This window comes from Rhodococcus sp. 06-1460-1B (assembly GCF_002258475.1).
GTDB lineage: Bacteria > Actinomycetota > Actinomycetes > Mycobacteriales > Mycobacteriaceae > Rhodococcoides > Rhodococcoides fascians.
Genome location: NZ_NOYS01000022.1, coordinates 140,478 through 157,354, shown reverse-complemented (window position 1 = coordinate 157,354; position 16,877 = coordinate 140,478). Strand labels below are relative to the sequence as shown.

At 64.7% G+C, this 16,877-nt stretch carries 16 protein-coding genes; 10 read left to right on the top strand and 6 right to left on the bottom strand.

Translation table 11 applies throughout. The features are described 5' to 3' along the window. The first annotated feature begins 10 nt into the window (after window positions 1-10). From CH268_RS12150 to CH268_RS12125, 6 genes are all read left to right on the top strand, one after another. Window positions 11-1,588 (top strand): carboxyl transferase domain-containing protein, encoded by a 1,578-nt coding sequence (locus CH268_RS12150; RefSeq protein WP_094664255.1) that lies wholly within the window; start codon window positions 11-13, stop codon window positions 1,586-1,588. Between the two features lie 5 nt (window positions 1,589-1,593). Further along, window positions 1,594-3,591 (top strand): acetyl/propionyl/methylcrotonyl-CoA carboxylase subunit alpha, encoded by a 1,998-nt coding sequence (locus CH268_RS12145; RefSeq protein WP_094664365.1) that lies wholly within the window; start codon window positions 1,594-1,596, stop codon window positions 3,589-3,591. Continuing rightward, window positions 3,588-4,754, top strand: a complete 1,167-nt coding sequence (locus CH268_RS12140; protein ID WP_094664253.1) for an acyl-CoA dehydrogenase family protein — start codon at window positions 3,588-3,590, stop codon at window positions 4,752-4,754. The genes CH268_RS12145 and CH268_RS12140 overlap by 4 nt, the downstream gene beginning before the upstream one ends. Continuing rightward, entirely contained in the window at window positions 4,751-5,236 is a 486-nt protein-coding gene (locus CH268_RS12135; protein ID WP_027494718.1) for a MaoC family dehydratase, read from the top strand. Before CH268_RS12140 ends, CH268_RS12135 begins: the two co-directional genes overlap by 4 nt. Continuing rightward, on the top strand, window positions 5,233-6,042 hold the full coding sequence (locus CH268_RS12130) for an HpcH/HpaI aldolase/citrate lyase family protein (RefSeq protein ID WP_094664251.1): 810 nt from the start codon (window positions 5,233-5,235) through the stop codon (window positions 6,040-6,042). The genes CH268_RS12135 and CH268_RS12130 overlap by 4 nt, the downstream gene beginning before the upstream one ends. Before the next feature lie 68 nt (window positions 6,043-6,110). Beyond that, window positions 6,111-6,563: a MarR family winged helix-turn-helix transcriptional regulator gene (locus CH268_RS12125; RefSeq protein WP_094664249.1), complete on the top strand. Its 453-nt coding sequence runs from the start codon at window positions 6,111-6,113 to the stop codon at window positions 6,561-6,563. Window positions 6,564-6,565: 2 nt separating this feature from the next. On the opposite strand, the gene bla is transcribed toward CH268_RS12125, so the two are convergent. After that, window positions 6,566-7,495, bottom strand: coding sequence for a class A beta-lactamase (bla, locus tag CH268_RS12120; protein WP_094664247.1), 930 nt, complete (start codon window positions 7,493-7,495; stop codon window positions 6,566-6,568). 103 nt (window positions 7,496-7,598) lie between these two features. Between bla and CH268_RS12115 the strand changes: the two genes are divergently transcribed. After that, on the top strand, window positions 7,599-8,453 hold the full coding sequence (locus CH268_RS12115; protein ID WP_094664245.1) for a LysR family transcriptional regulator: 855 nt from the start codon (window positions 7,599-7,601) through the stop codon (window positions 8,451-8,453). Further along, on the top strand, window positions 8,450-9,370 hold the full coding sequence (locus tag CH268_RS12110; RefSeq protein WP_094664243.1) for a serine hydrolase: 921 nt from the start codon (window positions 8,450-8,452) through the stop codon (window positions 9,368-9,370). Before CH268_RS12115 ends, CH268_RS12110 begins: the two co-directional genes overlap by 4 nt. A 4-nt stretch (window positions 9,371-9,374) precedes the next feature. Here CH268_RS12110 and CH268_RS12105 read toward each other — a convergent pair whose 3' ends face one another. Both CH268_RS12105 and CH268_RS12100 read right to left on the bottom strand, forming a co-directional pair. Continuing rightward, entirely contained in the window at window positions 9,375-10,184 is an 810-nt protein-coding gene (locus CH268_RS12105) for an enoyl-CoA hydratase/isomerase family protein (RefSeq protein WP_255182368.1), read from the bottom strand. After that, a complete protein-coding gene (locus CH268_RS12100; RefSeq protein ID WP_255182367.1) occupies window positions 10,168-11,703 on the bottom strand; it encodes an acetyl-CoA acetyltransferase in 1,536 nt (511 codons plus the stop codon). Before CH268_RS12100 ends, CH268_RS12105 begins: the two co-directional genes overlap by 17 nt. A 62-nt stretch (window positions 11,704-11,765) precedes the next feature. On the opposite strand from CH268_RS12100, the gene CH268_RS12095 reads away from it, so the two are divergent. Next, window positions 11,766-12,365: a TetR/AcrR family transcriptional regulator gene (locus CH268_RS12095; protein ID WP_032373556.1), complete on the top strand. Its 600-nt coding sequence runs from the start codon at window positions 11,766-11,768 to the stop codon at window positions 12,363-12,365. A gap of 60 nt (window positions 12,366-12,425) precedes the next feature. On the opposite strand, the gene CH268_RS12090 is transcribed toward CH268_RS12095, so the two are convergent. Together CH268_RS12090 and CH268_RS12085 are read right to left on the bottom strand one after the other, a co-directional pair. Then, the gene (locus CH268_RS12090) at window positions 12,426-13,562 is read right to left on the bottom strand and encodes a PrpF domain-containing protein (RefSeq protein WP_094664361.1); all 1,137 of its coding nucleotides are present in this window, start codon (window positions 13,560-13,562) and stop codon (window positions 12,426-12,428) included. 113 nt (window positions 13,563-13,675) lie between these two features. Further along, window positions 13,676-15,076 (bottom strand): SLC13 family permease, encoded by a 1,401-nt coding sequence (locus CH268_RS12085; protein WP_094664239.1) that lies wholly within the window; start codon window positions 15,074-15,076, stop codon window positions 13,676-13,678. Between the two features lie 137 nt (window positions 15,077-15,213). Between CH268_RS12085 and CH268_RS12080 the strand changes: the two genes are divergently transcribed. After that, window positions 15,214-16,149 (top strand): LysR family transcriptional regulator, encoded by a 936-nt coding sequence (locus tag CH268_RS12080; protein ID WP_027494728.1) that lies wholly within the window; start codon window positions 15,214-15,216, stop codon window positions 16,147-16,149. Here CH268_RS12080 and CH268_RS12075 read toward each other — a convergent pair. Beyond that, a complete protein-coding gene (locus CH268_RS12075) occupies window positions 16,133-16,804 on the bottom strand; it encodes a GntR family transcriptional regulator (protein ID WP_027494729.1) in 672 nt (223 codons plus the stop codon). The genes CH268_RS12080 and CH268_RS12075 overlap by 17 nt on opposite strands. Between the last annotated feature and the right edge of the window lie 73 nt (window positions 16,805-16,877).

Genomic DNA, 16,877 nt, shown 5'->3' with positions numbered 1-16,877 from the left:
CGTGCATCTCATGGCGATCGATACCGCTGCCAACCGCGCAGATCATCAGCTACTCACGCAGCAGCTCTCCCAGAAGCTCGCCGTGGCAGCACTCGGCGGTAGCGAGAAGTCCCGGGAACGGCACATCGCCCGCGGCAAGCTGCTCCCCCGCGACCGGGTCGACGAGCTGTTGGATCCGGGTAGCCCGTTCCTCGAGATCGCACCGCTGGCTGCCAACGGCCTGTACGACGACGAGTGCCCCGGGGCAGGCGTGATCGCAGGCATCGGTCGCGTGGCCGGTCGAGAGTGCATCATCATTGCCAACGACGCCACCGTCAAAGGCGGCACGTACTACCCGATGACGGTGAAGAAGCATCTGCGCGCGCAGGAGATCGCCCTGCAGAACACACTGCCGTGCATCTACCTCGTCGACTCCGGTGGCGCATTCCTGCCGCGTCAGGACGAGGTATTTCCCGACCGCGACCACTTCGGACGCATCTTCTTCAACCAGGCGACGATGAGCGCCAAGGGAATTGCGCAGATCGCCGCCGTGATGGGCTCCTGCACCGCGGGCGGGGCATACGTGCCTGCAATGAGCGACGAGGCCATCATCGTCAAGAATCAGGGAACCATCTTCCTCGGCGGCCCGCCCCTGGTGAAAGCTGCGACCGGCGAGGTCGTCACCGCCGAGGAACTCGGTGGCGGAGACCTGCACTCGAAGGTCTCCGGAGTCACCGACCATCTGGCAGACGACGACCGCGACGCATTGCGCCGCGTCCGGAAGATCGTCTCCACCCTCGGGCCCCGCACGCCGCGGCCATGGGATGTCGTTCCCACCCGCGACCCGATCGCCGACCAGAGCGAGATCTACGACGTCGTCCCCACCGACCCACGCACCCCGTACGACGTGCGAGAGGTGATCACCCGGGTGGTCGACGCAGGCGAATTCGACGAGTTCAAAGCCGAATACGGCAAGACACTCGTCACCGGATTCGCCCACCTCCACGGCCATCCCGTCGGGATCATCGCCAACAACGGTGTGCTGTTCGCCGAATCTGCGATGAAGGGCGCGCATTTCATCGAACTCTGCGACAAGCGCAGCATCCCACTGGTGTTCTTGCAGAACATCACCGGCTTCATGGTCGGCCGAGACTACGAAGCCGGCGGCATCGCCAAGCACGGCGCGAAGATGGTCACCGCAGTGGCCTGCGCCCGCGTTCCGAAGATCACCGTCGTCATCGGCGGCTCGTACGGTGCAGGCAACTACTCCATGTGCGGCAGAGCGTATTTCCCGCGTTTCCTGTTCATGTGGCCGAACGCGCGAATCTCGGTGATGGGCGGCGAACAGGCCGCATCGGTGCTCGCCACGGTACGAAGCGACCAACTCGACGCCGCAGGCAAACCGTGGGGTGAGCAAGACCAGGAAGCGTTCAAAGCTCCGATTCGTGACCAGTACGAGAGTCAAGGCAACCCCTACTATTCGACGGCCCGGCTGTGGGACGACGGCATCATCGACCCCGCTGACACCAGAACTGTTCTCGGACTGGCACTCTCGGCGTGCGCCAATGCGCCGCTCGAGCCGGTCTCCTACGGCGTTTTCAGGATGTGAGAGGCATGACCACGATGATCGACACCATTCTGATCGCCAACCGCGGCGAGATCGCCGTCCGAGTGGCACGCACGCTGCGTCGCATGGGCATTCGCACCGTCGCCGTCTACAGCGATGCGGATGCCGACGCCCGGCACGTCCGCGAAGCCGATACCGCGGTACGACTCGGCCCCGCCAGCGCACGCGAGAGCTACCTCGACATCGACAAGGTGATCGCCGCCGCGAAAGCCACCGGCGCACAGGGAATTCACCCCGGCTACGGATTCCTCTCGGAGAACTCCCACTTCGCTGCGGCCTGCGCCGAAGCCGGAATCGCCTTCCTCGGACCGCCGGAGAAGGCCATCGAGGTGATGGGCGACAAGATCGCCGCCAAGGCCGCGGTCAGCGCCTTCGGTGTCCCGGTTGTACCCGGCATCTCCCGACCGGGACTGTCCGACGACGACCTCGTCGCCGGTGCACCCGACGTCGGATTCCCGGTCCTGGTCAAACCGTCCGCAGGTGGCGGCGGCAAGGGCATGCGTCTGGTCGAGCGCGCCGAGGATCTGCCTGCCGCGCTGGCCAGTGCCCGCCGCGAGGCGGCCTCCTCGTTCGGCGACGACACGCTGTTCCTCGAACGATTCGTGTTGCGGCCCCGGCACATCGAGGTGCAGATCCTCGCCGACGGTCACGGCAACGTCATCCACCTCGGTGAGCGTGAATGCAGCCTGCAGCGACGCCATCAGAAGGTCATCGAAGAAGCGCCGTCCCCACTGCTCGACGCGCAGACCCGAGCGCGTATCGGCGAGGCTGCCTGCAACACCGCTCGCAGCGTCGACTACTCCGGTGCCGGCACCGTCGAGTTCATCGTCTCCGCCGACCACCCCGACGACTTCTTCTTCATGGAGATGAACACTCGACTCCAGGTGGAACACCCGGTGACCGAGATGGTCACCGGCATCGACCTCGTGGAGTGGCAGGTCAGGATCGCCGCCGGCGAGCCACTCACGCTGAGTCAGCACGATATTCGACTGACCGGACACGCCATCGAAGCCCGCGTCTACGCCGAGGAACCCGGCCGCGAGTTCCTCCCGACCGGCGGCACCGTCGTCGGGTTGCGCGAGCCCACCGGCACGGGCATCCGCGTCGACTCCGGTCTCGCCATCGGCACCGAGGTGGGCAGCAATTACGACCCCATGCTCTCGAAGGTCATCGCGCACGGCCCCGATCGGACTACAGCGCTGCGCAGCCTGGATCGTGCGCTGGCCGATACCTCGGTACTCGGCGTCGTCACCAACATCGAGTTCGCTCGATTCCTGCTCGCCGACACCGAGGTCCGTGCCGGCAATCTCGACACCGGCCTACTGGACCGCCGCGTCGAGGATTTCGTTGCCGCCGACGCCCCCGACGAGGCGATGATCGCCGCAGCCACCGTCGCCTGGCTCGATACGTGGCAGGAGGCGGGCCAGGACATCTGGGCAACGCCGTCGGGCTGGCGGGTGGGAGCGCACGCACCGTTCCAGCTCCGGCTGACATCCGGCACTCGGACCGCGCACGTGTCCATCACCGGGACCCTCGATGCGGCGACGGTCGTCGTCGACGACGAAGAACCGCGCCGACTGCGGGCCTCCGCTACCGAGGATTCCATCGACCTCGTACTCGATGATCGACGCGATTCGATGACCGTAGCCCGAAACGAATCGTCCACCTGGGTATCCAGCTCACGCGGCACCTGGAGAATCGATCGAATCGCCGAACCCAATGTGCGCGAGGACGACACGCAGTCCGGCGACGCAGAGATCCTCTCGCCGATGCCGGGTTCGATCATCGCGATCGGAACGACCTCCGGTAGCGCCGTCACCGCAGGCACGGCCATCGTCGTCGTCGAGGCGATGAAGATGGAACACACCTTGACCACGCCCATCGACGGCACCGTCGAACTCACAGTCGCAGTAGGAGATCAGGTCCGCGTCGACCAGGTCCTCGCCCGCATCGTTCCCACCGACACCGAAGAGGACAAGTCATGACCGAACATCTGTCGTCGTCCAATCTGCCCGACGAATACCAGCAACTGGTCAAATCCGTGGCGGACTTCACCCGCACCGTCGTCGCGCCGGTCTCGGCGAAACACGATGCCGAGCACTCCTTTCCGTACGAGGTGGTCGCAGGGATGGCCGAGATGGGCCTCTTCGGTCTGCCCTTCCCCGAGGAGTACGGCGGCATGGGCGGAGACTACTTCGCCCTGTGCCTGGCACTCGAAGAGCTCGGCAAGGTCGACCAGAGCGTCGCGATGACGCTCGAGGCAGGCGTCTCGCTCGGTGCCATGCCCGTCTACCGTTTCGGCAACGACAAGCAGAAGCAGCAGTGGCTACCCAAGCTCACCGCGGGCAAGGCACTGGCTGCCTTCGGTTTGACCGAGCCGGGTGCCGGTAGCGACGCGGGCGGCACCAAGACCACCGCCAAGCGCGACGGCGGTGACTGGATCATCAACGGCAGCAAGCAGTTCATCACCAACTCCGGAACCGACATCACCGAACTGGTGACCGTCACCGCTGTGACCGGCGTCGACGAGACAACAGGACGCAAGCAGATTTCGTCGATCCTCGTGCCCACCGACACTCCCGGGTTCGTGGCCGAAGCGGCGTACAACAAGGTCGGCTGGAATGCCTCGGACACACACCCGCTCAGCTTCACCGATGTACGAGTCCCGCAGGAGAACCTGCTCGGCCAGGAAGGCCGCGGGTACGCGAACTTCCTGCACATCCTCGACGAGGGCCGGATCGCGATCGCTGCCGTATCGGTCGGTGCGGCTCAGGGTTGCGTCGACGAGAGCGTCAAGTACGCCAAGGAGCGCGAGGCGTTCGGCGCTCCGATTGCCCGCAATCAGGCGATCTCGTTCAAGATCGCCCGCATGGAGGCACGCGCACACACCGCACGGACGGCGTATTACGACGCGGCGGCACTGATGTTGGCGGGCAAGCCGTTCAAGAAGGCCGCGTCCATCGCCAAGCTCGTGGCCTCCGAGGCTGCGATGGACAACGCCCGCGACGCGACGCAGATTCACGGCGGCTACGGATTCATGAACGAATACGTTGTCGCCCGTCACTACCGCGACAGCAAGATCCTCGAAATCGGTGAAGGCACCACCGAGGTTCAGCTGATGCTCATCGCCCGGAGCTTGGGGCTATGAGCGACAAGCGCATTCGGCAACGCGGCCTGTGGTTCGAGGAGATGGAGCTCGGTACCGTCTACGAACATCGCCCCGGCCGCACCATCACCGAGGCCGACAACACATCGTTCACCACACAGACGATGAACACCCAGGCCCTGCATCTCGATGCCGCCTACAGTGAGACAACATCTTTCGGTCAACGGCTGGTGAATTCGATGTTCACCGTGTCCACCCTCGTCGGATTGTCGGTGACGCAGCTGACCCAGGGCACGATTGTCGCCAACCTCGGCTTCTCCGAGGTCTCCTTCCCGAAGCCGCTGTTTCACGGCGACACCCTCTACGCGGAGACGGTGATCTCGGACAAGCGCGAATCCAAGTCCCGCCCCGGCGAGGGAATCGTGACGTTCACCCACACCGGTCGAAATCAGCACGGTGACGTCGTAGCGATTGCCGTCCGCAAGACTCTCGTCCGGATGCGGCCCGAGGACGACGCGTCGTGACCTGGATTCCCCCTGGCCCGGCGTGGCTGTTCTGTCCCGCTGATCGACCCGAGCGATACGAGAAGGCAGCGGCCCGAGCCGATGTCGTCATTCTGGATCTCGAGGACGCTGTCGGTGCCGCGGACAAAGCCGGCGCTCGCGAGTCCGTGGTGTCGACACCGCTGGACCCGTCGCGCACCATCGTTCGAGTCAATGCACACGGCACCGAGGACCAGGCCGCCGACCTCGACGCGTTGCAGCGCACCGACTACACGACCGTCATGTTGCCCAAGTGTGAATCTGCCGCTCAGATAACAGCTCTGGCATCACTGAATGTCGTCGCACTGATCGAATCCCCGCTCGGCGCGATGACGGTCTTCGACGCACTCGCAGCCGACAATGCCATCGGTGCCATGTGGGGTGCCGAGGATCTGGTCGCTGCGATGGGCGGGAATTCGAGTCGACTGGGCGACGGCCGCTACCGCGATGTCGCACAGCATGTTCGATCGCAGACATTGCTGGCCGCCAAGGCGCGGGGACTGTTCGCGCTCGATTCGGTCTACCTCGACATCCCCGATCTCGACGGGGTGCGCGCCGAGGCCGACGACGCTGTAGCCGTGGGCTTCGACGGCAAAGTGGCCATCCACCCCAGCCACATCCCCGTCATTCGCGAGGCCTATGCGCCTACGGTCGAGGAAATGGACTGGGCCACAGCCGTACTCGACGCCGTCGAGCACAATCGCGGGGTGTTCGCCTTCCGAGGTCAGATGGTGGACGCACCGGTGCTGGCGCATGCTCGACGCATCGTCGCCCGCCGACCGATGTAGTTGCAGACGCCGATTAACGGCAGGCGCTGTACGGTGGCTGTACCAGCATCGGCACGGAAGGCGCAGCAATGACGGCGAAGGACCCCGCCCTGACGGCGCTGGCCCAGAACTGGCTGGCGTTGTCGGTCCTGCACGGTCGCATCGAGAGCCGTATCGAGAAGGCTCTGCAGGCCGGCCACAACCTCAGCGCTCGCGAGTATTGGCTGCTCGACGTCCTGGCACGTCAGCACGACGGGGTGGGCGGACACCTGCAGATGAAGCAGGTGGCCGACGCCGTCGTCCTGAGCCAGAGTGCGACGACCCGCCTGGTCACCCGCCTCGAGGACCGCGGACTCCTCACCCGGTACCTCTGCCCCACCGACCGCCGCGGCATCTACACCGACGTCAGCGACGAAGGCCTGGCTCTGCTCGAGTCAGCGCGGCCGACCAACGACGCGGCCCTGCGCGCGGCCCTCGACGAAGCAGCAAGCGAACCGGATCTCGTCCCCCTCGTCGACGCCGTCCGCCGATCCGAGAACTGACGTCAATCCAGCTGTTCTACGACCGTCCGAGTCGTGTCGGCGACAAGGGCGTTCATGGCCGGTGAGTCCTCCGCACCCGACGTCGTAGCACTGAGGACGACGAGCAGAATCTTCTGACCTTCGGGTCCGAGCACCAGGCCCGCGTCGTTGGAGACACCGTAGCTACCGGTTCCGGTCTTGTCGGCCGACGTCCACTGCGGGGGAATGCCCGCGCGGAAGCGGGCCGTGGAGGTTTGTGTGCCGGCCATCCAGTCCAGCAACTGCTGTCGTGATGCCTGCGTCAGTGCGTCGCCGTCGAGCAGGGTCCGATAGCCGGCGGCCATCGAGTTCGGAGTCGTGGTGTCCCGAGGGTCGTCGGGGATGGCCGTATTCAACTCCGGCTCGATGCGATCGAGGCGGAATTCGGTGTCGCCGAGCGATCGCGCGAAATCGGTGAGCGCCGCTGTCCCACCTGCTTCACGTATCAGCAGATTGCCGGATGTGTTGTCGCTCTTCGTCAACGCTGCGGAGGCGAGATCTGCGATGGTGACGACCGAGCCGGGTGCCCAATCGACGGCCGACTCGGGCACCTTGTCCTCTGCGGCGATTGTTCTGGTGTCGGTCAGCCGCAGCCTGCCTGCGTCGACGGCGGCGAGTACGGCACCGACGGCATACACCTTGAACGTCGAGCAGAACGCGAAACGTTCGTCACCGCGATAACTCTGGATGGATCCGGACGTGAGATCGAGTGCGCTGACGCCGAGCCGAGCGCTGTCCCTCGCCTCGAGCTGAGAATATGGCTGTTCGGCCATCGCCTGATCGGTCGTGGTCCGAGATGTACTCGTTGCGGATTGCGGTGGCTCGGTCGTGGACGTCGAGGAGCACGCGACGCCTGCCGTCAACGTTGCCGCCGCGATCACGGTGATCAGTCGGGTGGATGTCGAGGTACGCATGGGGTCATGCGATCACATCCGAGCACCATCGAGCCAAGTCCCGAGGCCCGGCCGGTTCATTCCTCTTCGGTATCGCGGCAGGTGATCGTGTTTCAATAGGTCGGTGGATCTGGTTCGCCATCTCAAGTATTTCGTCGCCGTCGCAGAAGAACGGCACTTCGGCCGCGCCGCGGCCGCTCTCGGAGTGACGCAGCCACCGGTGTCTCGGGCCATCAAAGCCTTGGAGAAGCACCTCGGGCTCACGCTCATCGAGCGAACCCCCGACGGAGCCGCCGTCACCGAGCACGGGTCCGCACTGTTGCCCAGGGCCCGGTTGATCGTCGACGACGCACGCCGATTGACCACTGCCGCAGAATCACTCACAGCGTCCGGATCGATCCGCATCGGCCTCGTACCTGAGCTGGACGAGGGGATCGCCGCGCGCATAGCCGCCGCCGTAGGCGTCCAGGCACGGGTGGAGACCGCCGGTGCGGTGTCGTTGCTCGACCGTGTGCGCGCACACGAACTGGACCTCGCGGTGGTCGATCACCCAGTGGTAATCGACCGGTTGCTCGCCGGACCGGTCGTCACACTGCCCCGCCGTGTCGTGGTTCCTGTCGGTCACCGCTCGGCGCACGCGCAGCGTCCACGCTTGACCATGCTGTCCGACCTCGCATTCGCCACCACACCGCGGACTGCGAACCCACCCGCGCATGATCTGCTGCTCGACGCGTTTCGACGCCACGCCCTCGACCCCGAGGTGTTCGCCGTGAATACATTTCGCGATGTGGCGATCGGCGTCGCGTCGGGTCGCTGTTTCGGACTCGTGCCTGCGTCCAACCCGATATTGCCTGGCACCGCGCATCTCGATCTTGCTTCGGAGGAAGTGGCCCTGCGGGTTCGGATCGTGAGCCGCGACGACGAAGTAGAGCCCCTGGTGACTGTCATCGACCGAATCCTGTTGCAGGCAGGCAAGTGAATACGACCGACGAGCAGCTGCGCGCAGTATTCGCAGATGCCGGCTGCCGGGGTTGGGTACGTGCCGAACGAATCGACGGCACCGGCACGGTCGTCGACCATGAGGGAGACGATCCCGTCGTCGCTGCGTCGGTATGGAAGCTCGTACTGCTGGTCGCTGCAGGGCGGGCCTTCGACGAAGGATCCTTGACCGCAACCGATTCGGTACGACTTGTCCCGGCCCAGTGCAGTCCTGGGCCGACTGGCATCGCGAGCTACGCAGATCCGGTCACGATGAGTTGGCGCGACATCGCACGTTCGATGATCACCGTCTCCGACAATGCCGCTGCCGATGCGCTTCTCGGTGCACTCGGCCTGAATGCACTCACGCGAGTGATCGAGGATCTCGGACTCGAGCAGACTCGGATCGTCGGTGGCACGAAGACACTGGGCGATCAGATCGTGCGGGACACCGGTCGGCTGAGCTCGGATGAGGCACTGGGATTGTTGGCCAGCAACTACACAGTGATCGACAGTGCTGGTTTCGATCCCGCCTACACCTCCTGCACGACACCCCGTGACAGCAACACTGTCCTGCGCTCGATCTGGCTGGACGCCGCGGCATCACCGGAGCAGTGCCGGTACATGAAAGAGGTTCTGTCTCAGCAGGTGTGGCCACACAGAATCCGCAGCGGAGTCCCGTACCCAGATGTGCAGGTTTCGGGGAAGACCGGAACTATCGGCCCTATTCGCAACGAGGTTGCCGTGGTCTCGTTTCCGGGCGAGAAACCCGTCGCGGTGTCGGTGTTCACTCGGGCGGCGCGGATGGACCTGTACCTCCCACTCGTCGATCAGGCCATCGGCCACGCGGCGAGAATCGCAGTGACGGCGGTGCGTCAGGCTCCGCACCGAGAAGACCACCGTGGTTCGCGGTTCTGAGCGCTCACTGCGCGGTCCATGTCGGATCGCGTTTCTGCAGGAATGCGGTGATTCCTTCGACGACGTCCTGCGTGGTGGTGAGTCGATCCAATTCCTGACGGTTCTGTGCCCACGAATCTTTCTCGTGCGCGATGGCACCGTCGGTGATACGTCGGGCCAGACGCTTGGATGCGCGCACCGCCAGCGGAGCGCCTTCCGCGCAGAGCCGAGCGAGTTCGAGTGCGGCGTCGAGGACCTCGGTCGGGGCCACAACTCTGTTGACCAATCCCCACCGTGCGGCTTCCTGCGCGGAGATCGGCTGTCCGGTCAAGATCATCTCCAGGGCAATGTGTTCCGGCACGGCGGACATCAGCCGAAAAGCGCCACCTGCACCAGCGATGAGACCACGCCGGATCTCGGGCAGGCCGAACACTGCCGTGTCCGACGCGACGACCATGTCCGAGACCAGAGCTATCTCGGTTCCTCCTCCCATCGCCGACCCGTTCACGGCCGCGATGACCGGGACCGAGATCGGGTGTTGCACAATGCCGGCGAACCCCCAGTGCTCGGTCTCGGGCGGGGTCACCGCGCCGGGTCCTCCGGTGCCGAGGGCCTTCAGATCAGCACCTCCACAGAAAGTCGCCGATCCCGCGCCGGTCAAGACGATGGCTCGGATGTCTCGATCTGCCTCGGCCGACTCCCACGCCTCCCCGAGCAACGTGTGCACGCGGGCGTCGATGCTGTTGGCAGCTCGCGGTCGGTTGATGGTGACGACGAGTACGTGACCTTCCCGCCTGGTCAGTACGACAGGTTCGATGCTAGCTGCTTCGGACACGAATGTTCCCCTCGATGGTGTCGACAGTGACTGTGGTCCCGATGATTTCGCGTGCCGGGTCGGTTCGATACAGGGACAGCGCACGGGCGCTCGCCGTGTCCCCGGGTGCCGTCTGTGCGGCGACGCGTCGTCCGCGTTCGTCTCTCGCGACGAGGAACGCCTGGTTCGGTTCCTGCTGCCGAGAATGCTCGACGGACACTGTCTCCACCACGAGAGTCCCGTCCTGTACAGGTGCACGAGGCGGTGAACCCGGCGTCAGCACTGCGGGTTCGGGATTTCCGACGTAGCCCAGTGGATGCTGGTCGCCACCGAGCAGCACCGAGTGGTGATACGTCATGTAGCCACCGTTCGCGTGCACCAGTGCGCAGTTCTTGCCGCCGCGAATCTCGCGGACGGATGCGGTGATCGAATGCAGCGAATGACTGCTGAGGGGACCACCGAAGGACGAATGACCACCGGTCACAGTGGGTACCAATGATTTCGGCGTCCCGAGGTGTCGGGTGGCGAGGGTCGGCACGATCGGGAAACAGCTGTACACGTCGACCACGTCGAGTTGTTCGACTCCGATCTCTGCGGCGCGCAAGGCTCGGTCCATCGCATCCTCCATCGCTGGAGACCGGCCGAAATCGCTGCGGTCGAGAATGTCGACCGAATCCTCGGCACCCGCACCACCCCAGACGAACACGATGTCGCCCTCGGGAACACCGCGTTCTCGGGCTTCGGCCAAGCTGGTCACCACAATGCACGCTGCCTGGTCGACGAAGGGCATGGCGTTCATCGACAACGGATACGGCTCGCACACGATGCGGTTCTTCGGCGACGGCGTGCCGATGTCGGCAGCCGTCCGCACTCGCCCGTTCCACGAGTACGGGTTCTTTTGGGCGACAACGGAAAACTCCGCATACAGGTCGCTGCACTCGGCCAGTCGAGACTCCGGATCCAGTCCGGCCTCGAATCTGAAGCGGCTCTCGAACAAGGGATAGATCCGAACCGGAGTGATCAGTCCGGCCTCTTGCATTGCGGCACTTCCGAGTTGATCGAGGTCGAAGGTGGGCGGACCTCCCGGGTCCGCGCTCCATCCCCCATCCCGCACGGGCTCTCGCCCGGCCTTGACCAAGGCACCCATCGAGGCCTGCGCTTCACCGCCCGCGATCACCGCTACCGTCGACTCCCCGGACGCAATGCGCGAGGCTGCGCGATCGAGAAGGCGCGCGGGCCACTGGCCACCGATCGGCGCGTCGAACACATCTGTGGGGGTGGCACCGAATCTACGGGCCAGCACAGCGGCGGGACTGGCGTAAGCCCAGCTGGCGATGTGGCAGAACGTGATGCTGTCCGCTCTACGAATCCACGGCTCCGACGTCGGCGAATCCTGGAGTGCCTCGGTGGCAGCGCGGGTGATCAGTTCCATGGGTTCGACGCCCATGGGTTCGCCGCGGCCGCTTGTCTCACCGATAGCCACGATCACCGGAACACGTCTCGGATCCACCGTCGACGCCTCGTGGCGTACTGAACTCATGACCGGGAACCTATTACAGACACAGATTGTCCGCAATGCCGGGTAGGTGCCACAATCCCTGGGTGACCGACAAAACCAGGAGCCGACGGGGTAGGCCGCGTGATCCTGATCTGGAGGACCGCGTCTACGACGCAGTGCTCGAGGTCTACTGGGAGAAAGGCTGGTCGGGTTTCACACTCGACGCCGTTGCCCGCCGCGCGTCCGTCGGCAGGGCGGCGCTTTATCGGCGCTGGGAATCGAAGGGGGCCTTGGTCGTCGACGCGCTGGACGCTCGAAGTCCGCTCGCGACACCGATCGACCTCGGCAACCTGCGGGCGGATCTCGTCGAATTGGCGGTGCAGCTTCTGCAGGGCTACCGAGGAACGGCCGGTCTCGTCAGCCTGCGCGTCGCCCTCGATGCGCGGGTGCACCCCGACCTACTCGGGCACATGATCGACACACTCAACCGAAGCCGACTGGTTGCGGCCCGACTGATCGTGCACCGGGCCCAGAAACGGGGCGAATTACCCGAGTCGGCCGATACCACCAGGATTCTCGAACTGGTAACCGGAGCGGTTCTCAGCCACGTCATCTTCTCGCATCACACCGATGCCGATCGAGGCGACACCGAGGACCGCGTCTACGCAGAAAGTCTGGTCGACGCGGTCCTCGGTGGTGTGTAGCTCCGGTCGTGCGCGTTTTGCGCGCCTCCAGGTACGCAAAACGCGCACGAGGGAAGCTGCTCAGAACGCGTGAGCACCGACCAGAGCCGGCATCGGCACCACGAAGAGGTCTGCGGTGGCGATGCGTCGCACTGCGCGGTGCAGGGTGACCGACTGCAGTAACCCGTTGGCGTCCACCGTGTAGTCGACCGCGAGCACTCCCGCGGCGGTACCGATTCGGATGGTTCCCGGACGGCCGGACCCTGCGTTGGCAGTGACGACCCCACCGATGACCGTCGCCGCTGCGGCCACGGCCACCGCGGAAGTCAGTCCGATCGCCGGGTGCGGGGCCATCATCGACAGCATGCGCACCGAGATGTCGTAGTCGGCGGCAGCGACGTACTCGCCCGTGGTGGTCACGTACTCCCGCGGTGGCCCGACGATGCCGACCTTCGGAATGGCATGCGAGACAGGTTCTTCGGGCTTGCTCAGCCCCATCCGCAGAGCGGCCTGTCGGCGTAGCGCGATCAGAGTGGGGACGTGAGCGGCGACGAGGTCGTTGGGCTCCGACCCGGTCAGTCCGAAATCGGCGGCGTCGAACAATGCGGCGGGCGCACCCGCTCGAACGAACGTTCCGCGGAACTCGTTGCCGCCGAATGCGACTCGATCGACCTCGGCACCGGTGGGAAGCATCGTCACTCGGTCCGACGCCGGATCGGTGAAGGTCAACCCCACCGGGACGCCGAGAGCCGTGGTGCCGGGGACGGACGCGTCGCCCTCGGCAGGAATGCGTCCGCCGGGGGTCGCGATCTCCGCCGCCAGAATTGCGCCGGTGTTCTCGTTGCGCATCCGGACCACGGTGACATGGTCGTCCACGGCGACGAGACCGGTCTGCACGGCGTAGAGGCCGATTGCCGTCGCACAGTTTCCGCAGTTGCTGCCCCACTCCACGGTGCGGTTCTCGATGGCGACCTGAGCGAACAGGTAGTCGACATCGATACCGGCTGCGCTGGAGCGTCGCACGATGGCGGCCTTGGAGGTGGTGGAGCTGCCACCCCCTACCCCGTCGAGCTGGCGCGGGTCACCCGAACCGAAGGCCGCGGTCAGGATGTTGTCGAGACCGCCGGCGTCGGCGATGTACGGGTCGATGTCGACCGCGTTGAACAGCCAGCACTTGCTGGTGCCTCCACGCATCCACGTTCCACGAAGAGTGAACATCTGGTGTGCCTTCCGATCAGGATCCGATGCTTCCACCCTGCGACAGAGGATGGTCAAGCACAATTACGAAATATGTTCAGGCCGTGCAGGAGCGCTTAACGCGCTCGTCCCGGTCAGAACAGCTCGGGCACGACGACCAGGATCAACCAGCACAGGGCCGGCGCGATGGCGACGACGATTCCGGCATTGAGCAGCAGCTGACGGTAGAAGCGCGGGCGCTCGATGTTCTGCGCGTTGGCCAGCACGAGCGCACCGTTGGTCGAGAAGGGCGAGACGTCGACGACGGTCGCCGAGATGGCCAGAGCAGCGACGACACCGACGACCGGCAGTGCACCGGTTCCCAGCAGCGGCATGGCCAGCGGAATGACGGCGGCCAGAAGGGCGGTGGAGGACGCGAAGGCCGAGGTGATGCCGATGACGTAGCAGAGCACGATGGCCACGATGATCGGAGCACCGATGGTGATCGCCATTTCGGCCAGGTGATCGATGGTGCCCACTTCTTGCAGGATCGAGATGTAGGTGACCATGCCGGCGACCAGCAGAACCGTCGACCAACTGATGTCTGCGATGGCCTCGTTCTGCTTCTTCAGATCCGTGAACGCCAGGACCGCTCCGGCTCCGATAGCGATGAAGCTGATCGGCAGGTGCAGTACGAGAACGAGTACAAGGAGTGCGCCGATGAGGAAGAGCGTGAGCTTCTGGACGAACGTGACCGGGGCCGGGGCGTCGACCAGGGTGGTAGTGGTCGGACGAGTGAGCACCTGGGTGCTGCCGCCTGCCGAGCTGCCGCCGCCGATACCGCCGGTACCGCCGCCGGTGGGGACGGACGTCTTGACCGGCGTTCCGCCGACGGGGCCGCTACCGGGAGCGGGATCGGTGGACCCCGTTGCGGTGTACTCGAAGCCCTTCATGCGGGCCAGGGCTGCGTAGCCGACAACCGTCAGCACCGAGAGCAGCAGGTTGATGCCGTAGCTGGCGAAGAACAGCGTCCACGGGTTCAGGGCGAGGCCGTTGTTCTCGACGATGTCGCGAACCAGAACACCGGAGACGGAGATCGGGGAGAACGCGCCTGCATGGGCACCGTTGATCACCATGATGCCCATGACCAGCGGGCTCATGCCGGTTCGAGCTGCGAACGCCATTGCGGCAGGCACGATCAGCGCCACCGCGGCGGGGCTGAAGGTACCGAGTGCCGTCAAGACCGAGGCGACAAAGAAGAACACCCACGGAACGACCGTCACCCGGCCGTGCACCGCTCGGATGCAGCTGTTGACCAGAAGATCGATGGTGCCGTTGCGTTTGGCCATGCCGAAGAAGTAGGTGACTCCGACGATGGTCAACACGATCGAGCTGGGGAACTCGTTCAGAATTTCCTTGTCGTCGAATCCCAGCGCGAAGTATCCGACCACGAAGGCACCGATGAAGCCGAGGATGCCGATGTTGATCGGAAAGAAGGTTGCGATCACGAACATCGCAACCAATGCGATGAGCGGGAGGATCTCGATGGAGGTCATGGGCGTCTTTCAGGTGGCTGGTAAGTGCTCGGTTACATCCGCACTCGAACGTTGTCCCAGTCACATTATTGACGTCCGCCTTTTAGGACAATATCGTTTTGCTACCTGGTCGTTTAGCTGAGCTGAAAGATATCCGTATGAACCACACGTTCGATGTCGTGACGTTGTTTCTTCTTCTCGACATCGCCGAGGCCGGCTCACTGACCGCAGGTGCCGAACGAGCGAACATGACGCCCTCCGCGGCGTCCCAACGCATCAGCAAACTCGAACACGGCATCAAACAGCCCGTGTTGACCCGCCTGCCACGTGGCGTACAACTCACCGAAGCCGGCGAGATCCTCACCAGCCGCGCCCGCTTGTTCAGACGGGAGATGCGCGCCGCGAGCGGCGACCTCGAAGCGATCCGGGGGCTCGAACGCGGTTCGGTTCGCCTCGGCTCGTTTCCCACGGTCAGTGCGTCGCTGCTCTCCGACGCACTGAAGGACTATCACTCACGATGGCCCGGTGTGGACGTTCGCGTGCGATCGGCGGTGCGCCCGCAGTTGCTCGACATGCTGCATTCGAGCGAAATCGACCTGGCGCTGCTGTGGAGCTACGCCTGGACGGAGGAGGCAGAACGATCGCTGTCACTCGAGCCGCTGATGGAAGACCCGACCGTGCTGCTGCTGCCGATCGACGACGATCGGGTGCAGCACGATGTGTCGCTGCACGATCTTCGTGACGCGCGATGGATCATCCGCAGCAACGACCACCCGGCTGCCGAAGTTCTCTATCGCAGTTGTCGCGTAGCAGGATTCGAGCCCGACGTCGTCTACGAGGCACACGACTATCAGGAGATCGAGGCCATGGTGGCTGCCGGTGTCGGCATCGCCATGGTGCCCGGGTTGTCGGTGATTCACCATCGACCCGACGTCACCACCATCGACTTCCCCGACACGGATCGCGTGCCGACGCGCGTCATCTACATCGCGTCACTCGCCAGGCGTCAGTACACCCCGGCGATGTATGCCATCTCGACCGCATTGCGCGGTGCGGCCGAGCGCATCGCGGCTGCAACTACAGCAGTTCCCTGATGGCGTTCTCGAAGCCGGTGACGTGTTCGAGGGTCAGTTCGGCCGCGGTGTCCGCATCGCCGTCGATGATCGCCTGCAGCAACACGACGTGCTCACGGACATGGCCGGCCACGTTCGGGAGTCGGTCGAGAAACAGGCACCAGATGCGCGTGGCGTGCGCGTCGAGGCTGACCAGAATGTCTTCGAGGTGGGGATTGCCCGACGCCCGATAGATCTCTCGATGCACCGCAACATCTTTGCGCAGCACCTCGCGTGAATCGTCGGTGTCGTCGATGCTCGCAATGGAGGCCGCGAGCTCGGCCAGCCGGTCTCGGGCCGCCCGTGTCGCCGTCCGCGCCGCACGAGCCGAGGCCGCCGGCTCGAGCTGCTTGCGGATCTCCGAGATGTTGGCCAGGTCGGTCATGTCGACGGCGGTCGCGAAGGTTCCGCGTCGGGGATACGCGACGACGAGACGCTCACGTTCGAGTCGTTTGAGACCCTCACGAATCGGTGTGCGCCCCAGCCCCAATTGCTCGGCCAGGCGGTCGTCGTTGATCGGTTCACCCGGACGAATTTCCAGCATGATCAGCTGCTCACGCACTATTTCGTAGGCTCGATCGGCATTGGTTCCGACAAACTGCGTTGCATCCATCACCGGCTGAATTTCGATCGTCATCTTGTCTGCTCACTCCCGGTCGACGCCCCGCCCTTGACGGCTCTGCTTTGTGATCTTACTCTATTGGCATCTT

Excerpts from the sequence above, each read along its gene's own strand:
- CH268_RS12135 (WP_027494718.1), top strand. The coding sequence starts at position 4,751 with ATGAGCGACAAGCGCATTCGGCAACGCGGCCTGTGGTTCGAGGAGATG.
- CH268_RS12085 (WP_094664239.1), bottom strand. The coding sequence starts at position 15,076 with ATGACCTCCATCGAGATCCTCCCGCTCATCGCATTGGTTGCGATGTTC.
- bla (WP_094664247.1), bottom strand. The coding sequence starts at position 7,495 with ATGCGTACCTCGACATCCACCCGACTGATCACCGTGATCGCGGCGGCA.
- CH268_RS12090 (WP_094664361.1), bottom strand. The coding sequence starts at position 13,562 with ATGTTCACTCTTCGTGGAACGTGGATGCGTGGAGGCACCAGCAAGTGC.
- CH268_RS12075 (WP_027494729.1), bottom strand. The coding sequence starts at position 16,804 with ATGACGATCGAAATTCAGCCGGTGATGGATGCAACGCAGTTTGTCGGA.
- CH268_RS12125 (WP_094664249.1), top strand. The coding sequence starts at position 6,111 with ATGACGGCGAAGGACCCCGCCCTGACGGCGCTGGCCCAGAACTGGCTG.
- CH268_RS12100 (WP_255182367.1), bottom strand. The coding sequence starts at position 11,703 with ATGAGTTCAGTACGCCACGAGGCGTCGACGGTGGATCCGAGACGTGTT.
- CH268_RS12150 (WP_094664255.1), top strand. The coding sequence starts at position 11 with ATGGCGATCGATACCGCTGCCAACCGCGCAGATCATCAGCTACTCACG.
- CH268_RS12080 (WP_027494728.1), top strand. The coding sequence starts at position 15,214 with ATGAACCACACGTTCGATGTCGTGACGTTGTTTCTTCTTCTCGACATC.
- CH268_RS12145 (WP_094664365.1), top strand. The coding sequence starts at position 1,594 with ATGACCACGATGATCGACACCATTCTGATCGCCAACCGCGGCGAGATC.
- CH268_RS12140 (WP_094664253.1), top strand. The coding sequence starts at position 3,588 with ATGACCGAACATCTGTCGTCGTCCAATCTGCCCGACGAATACCAGCAA.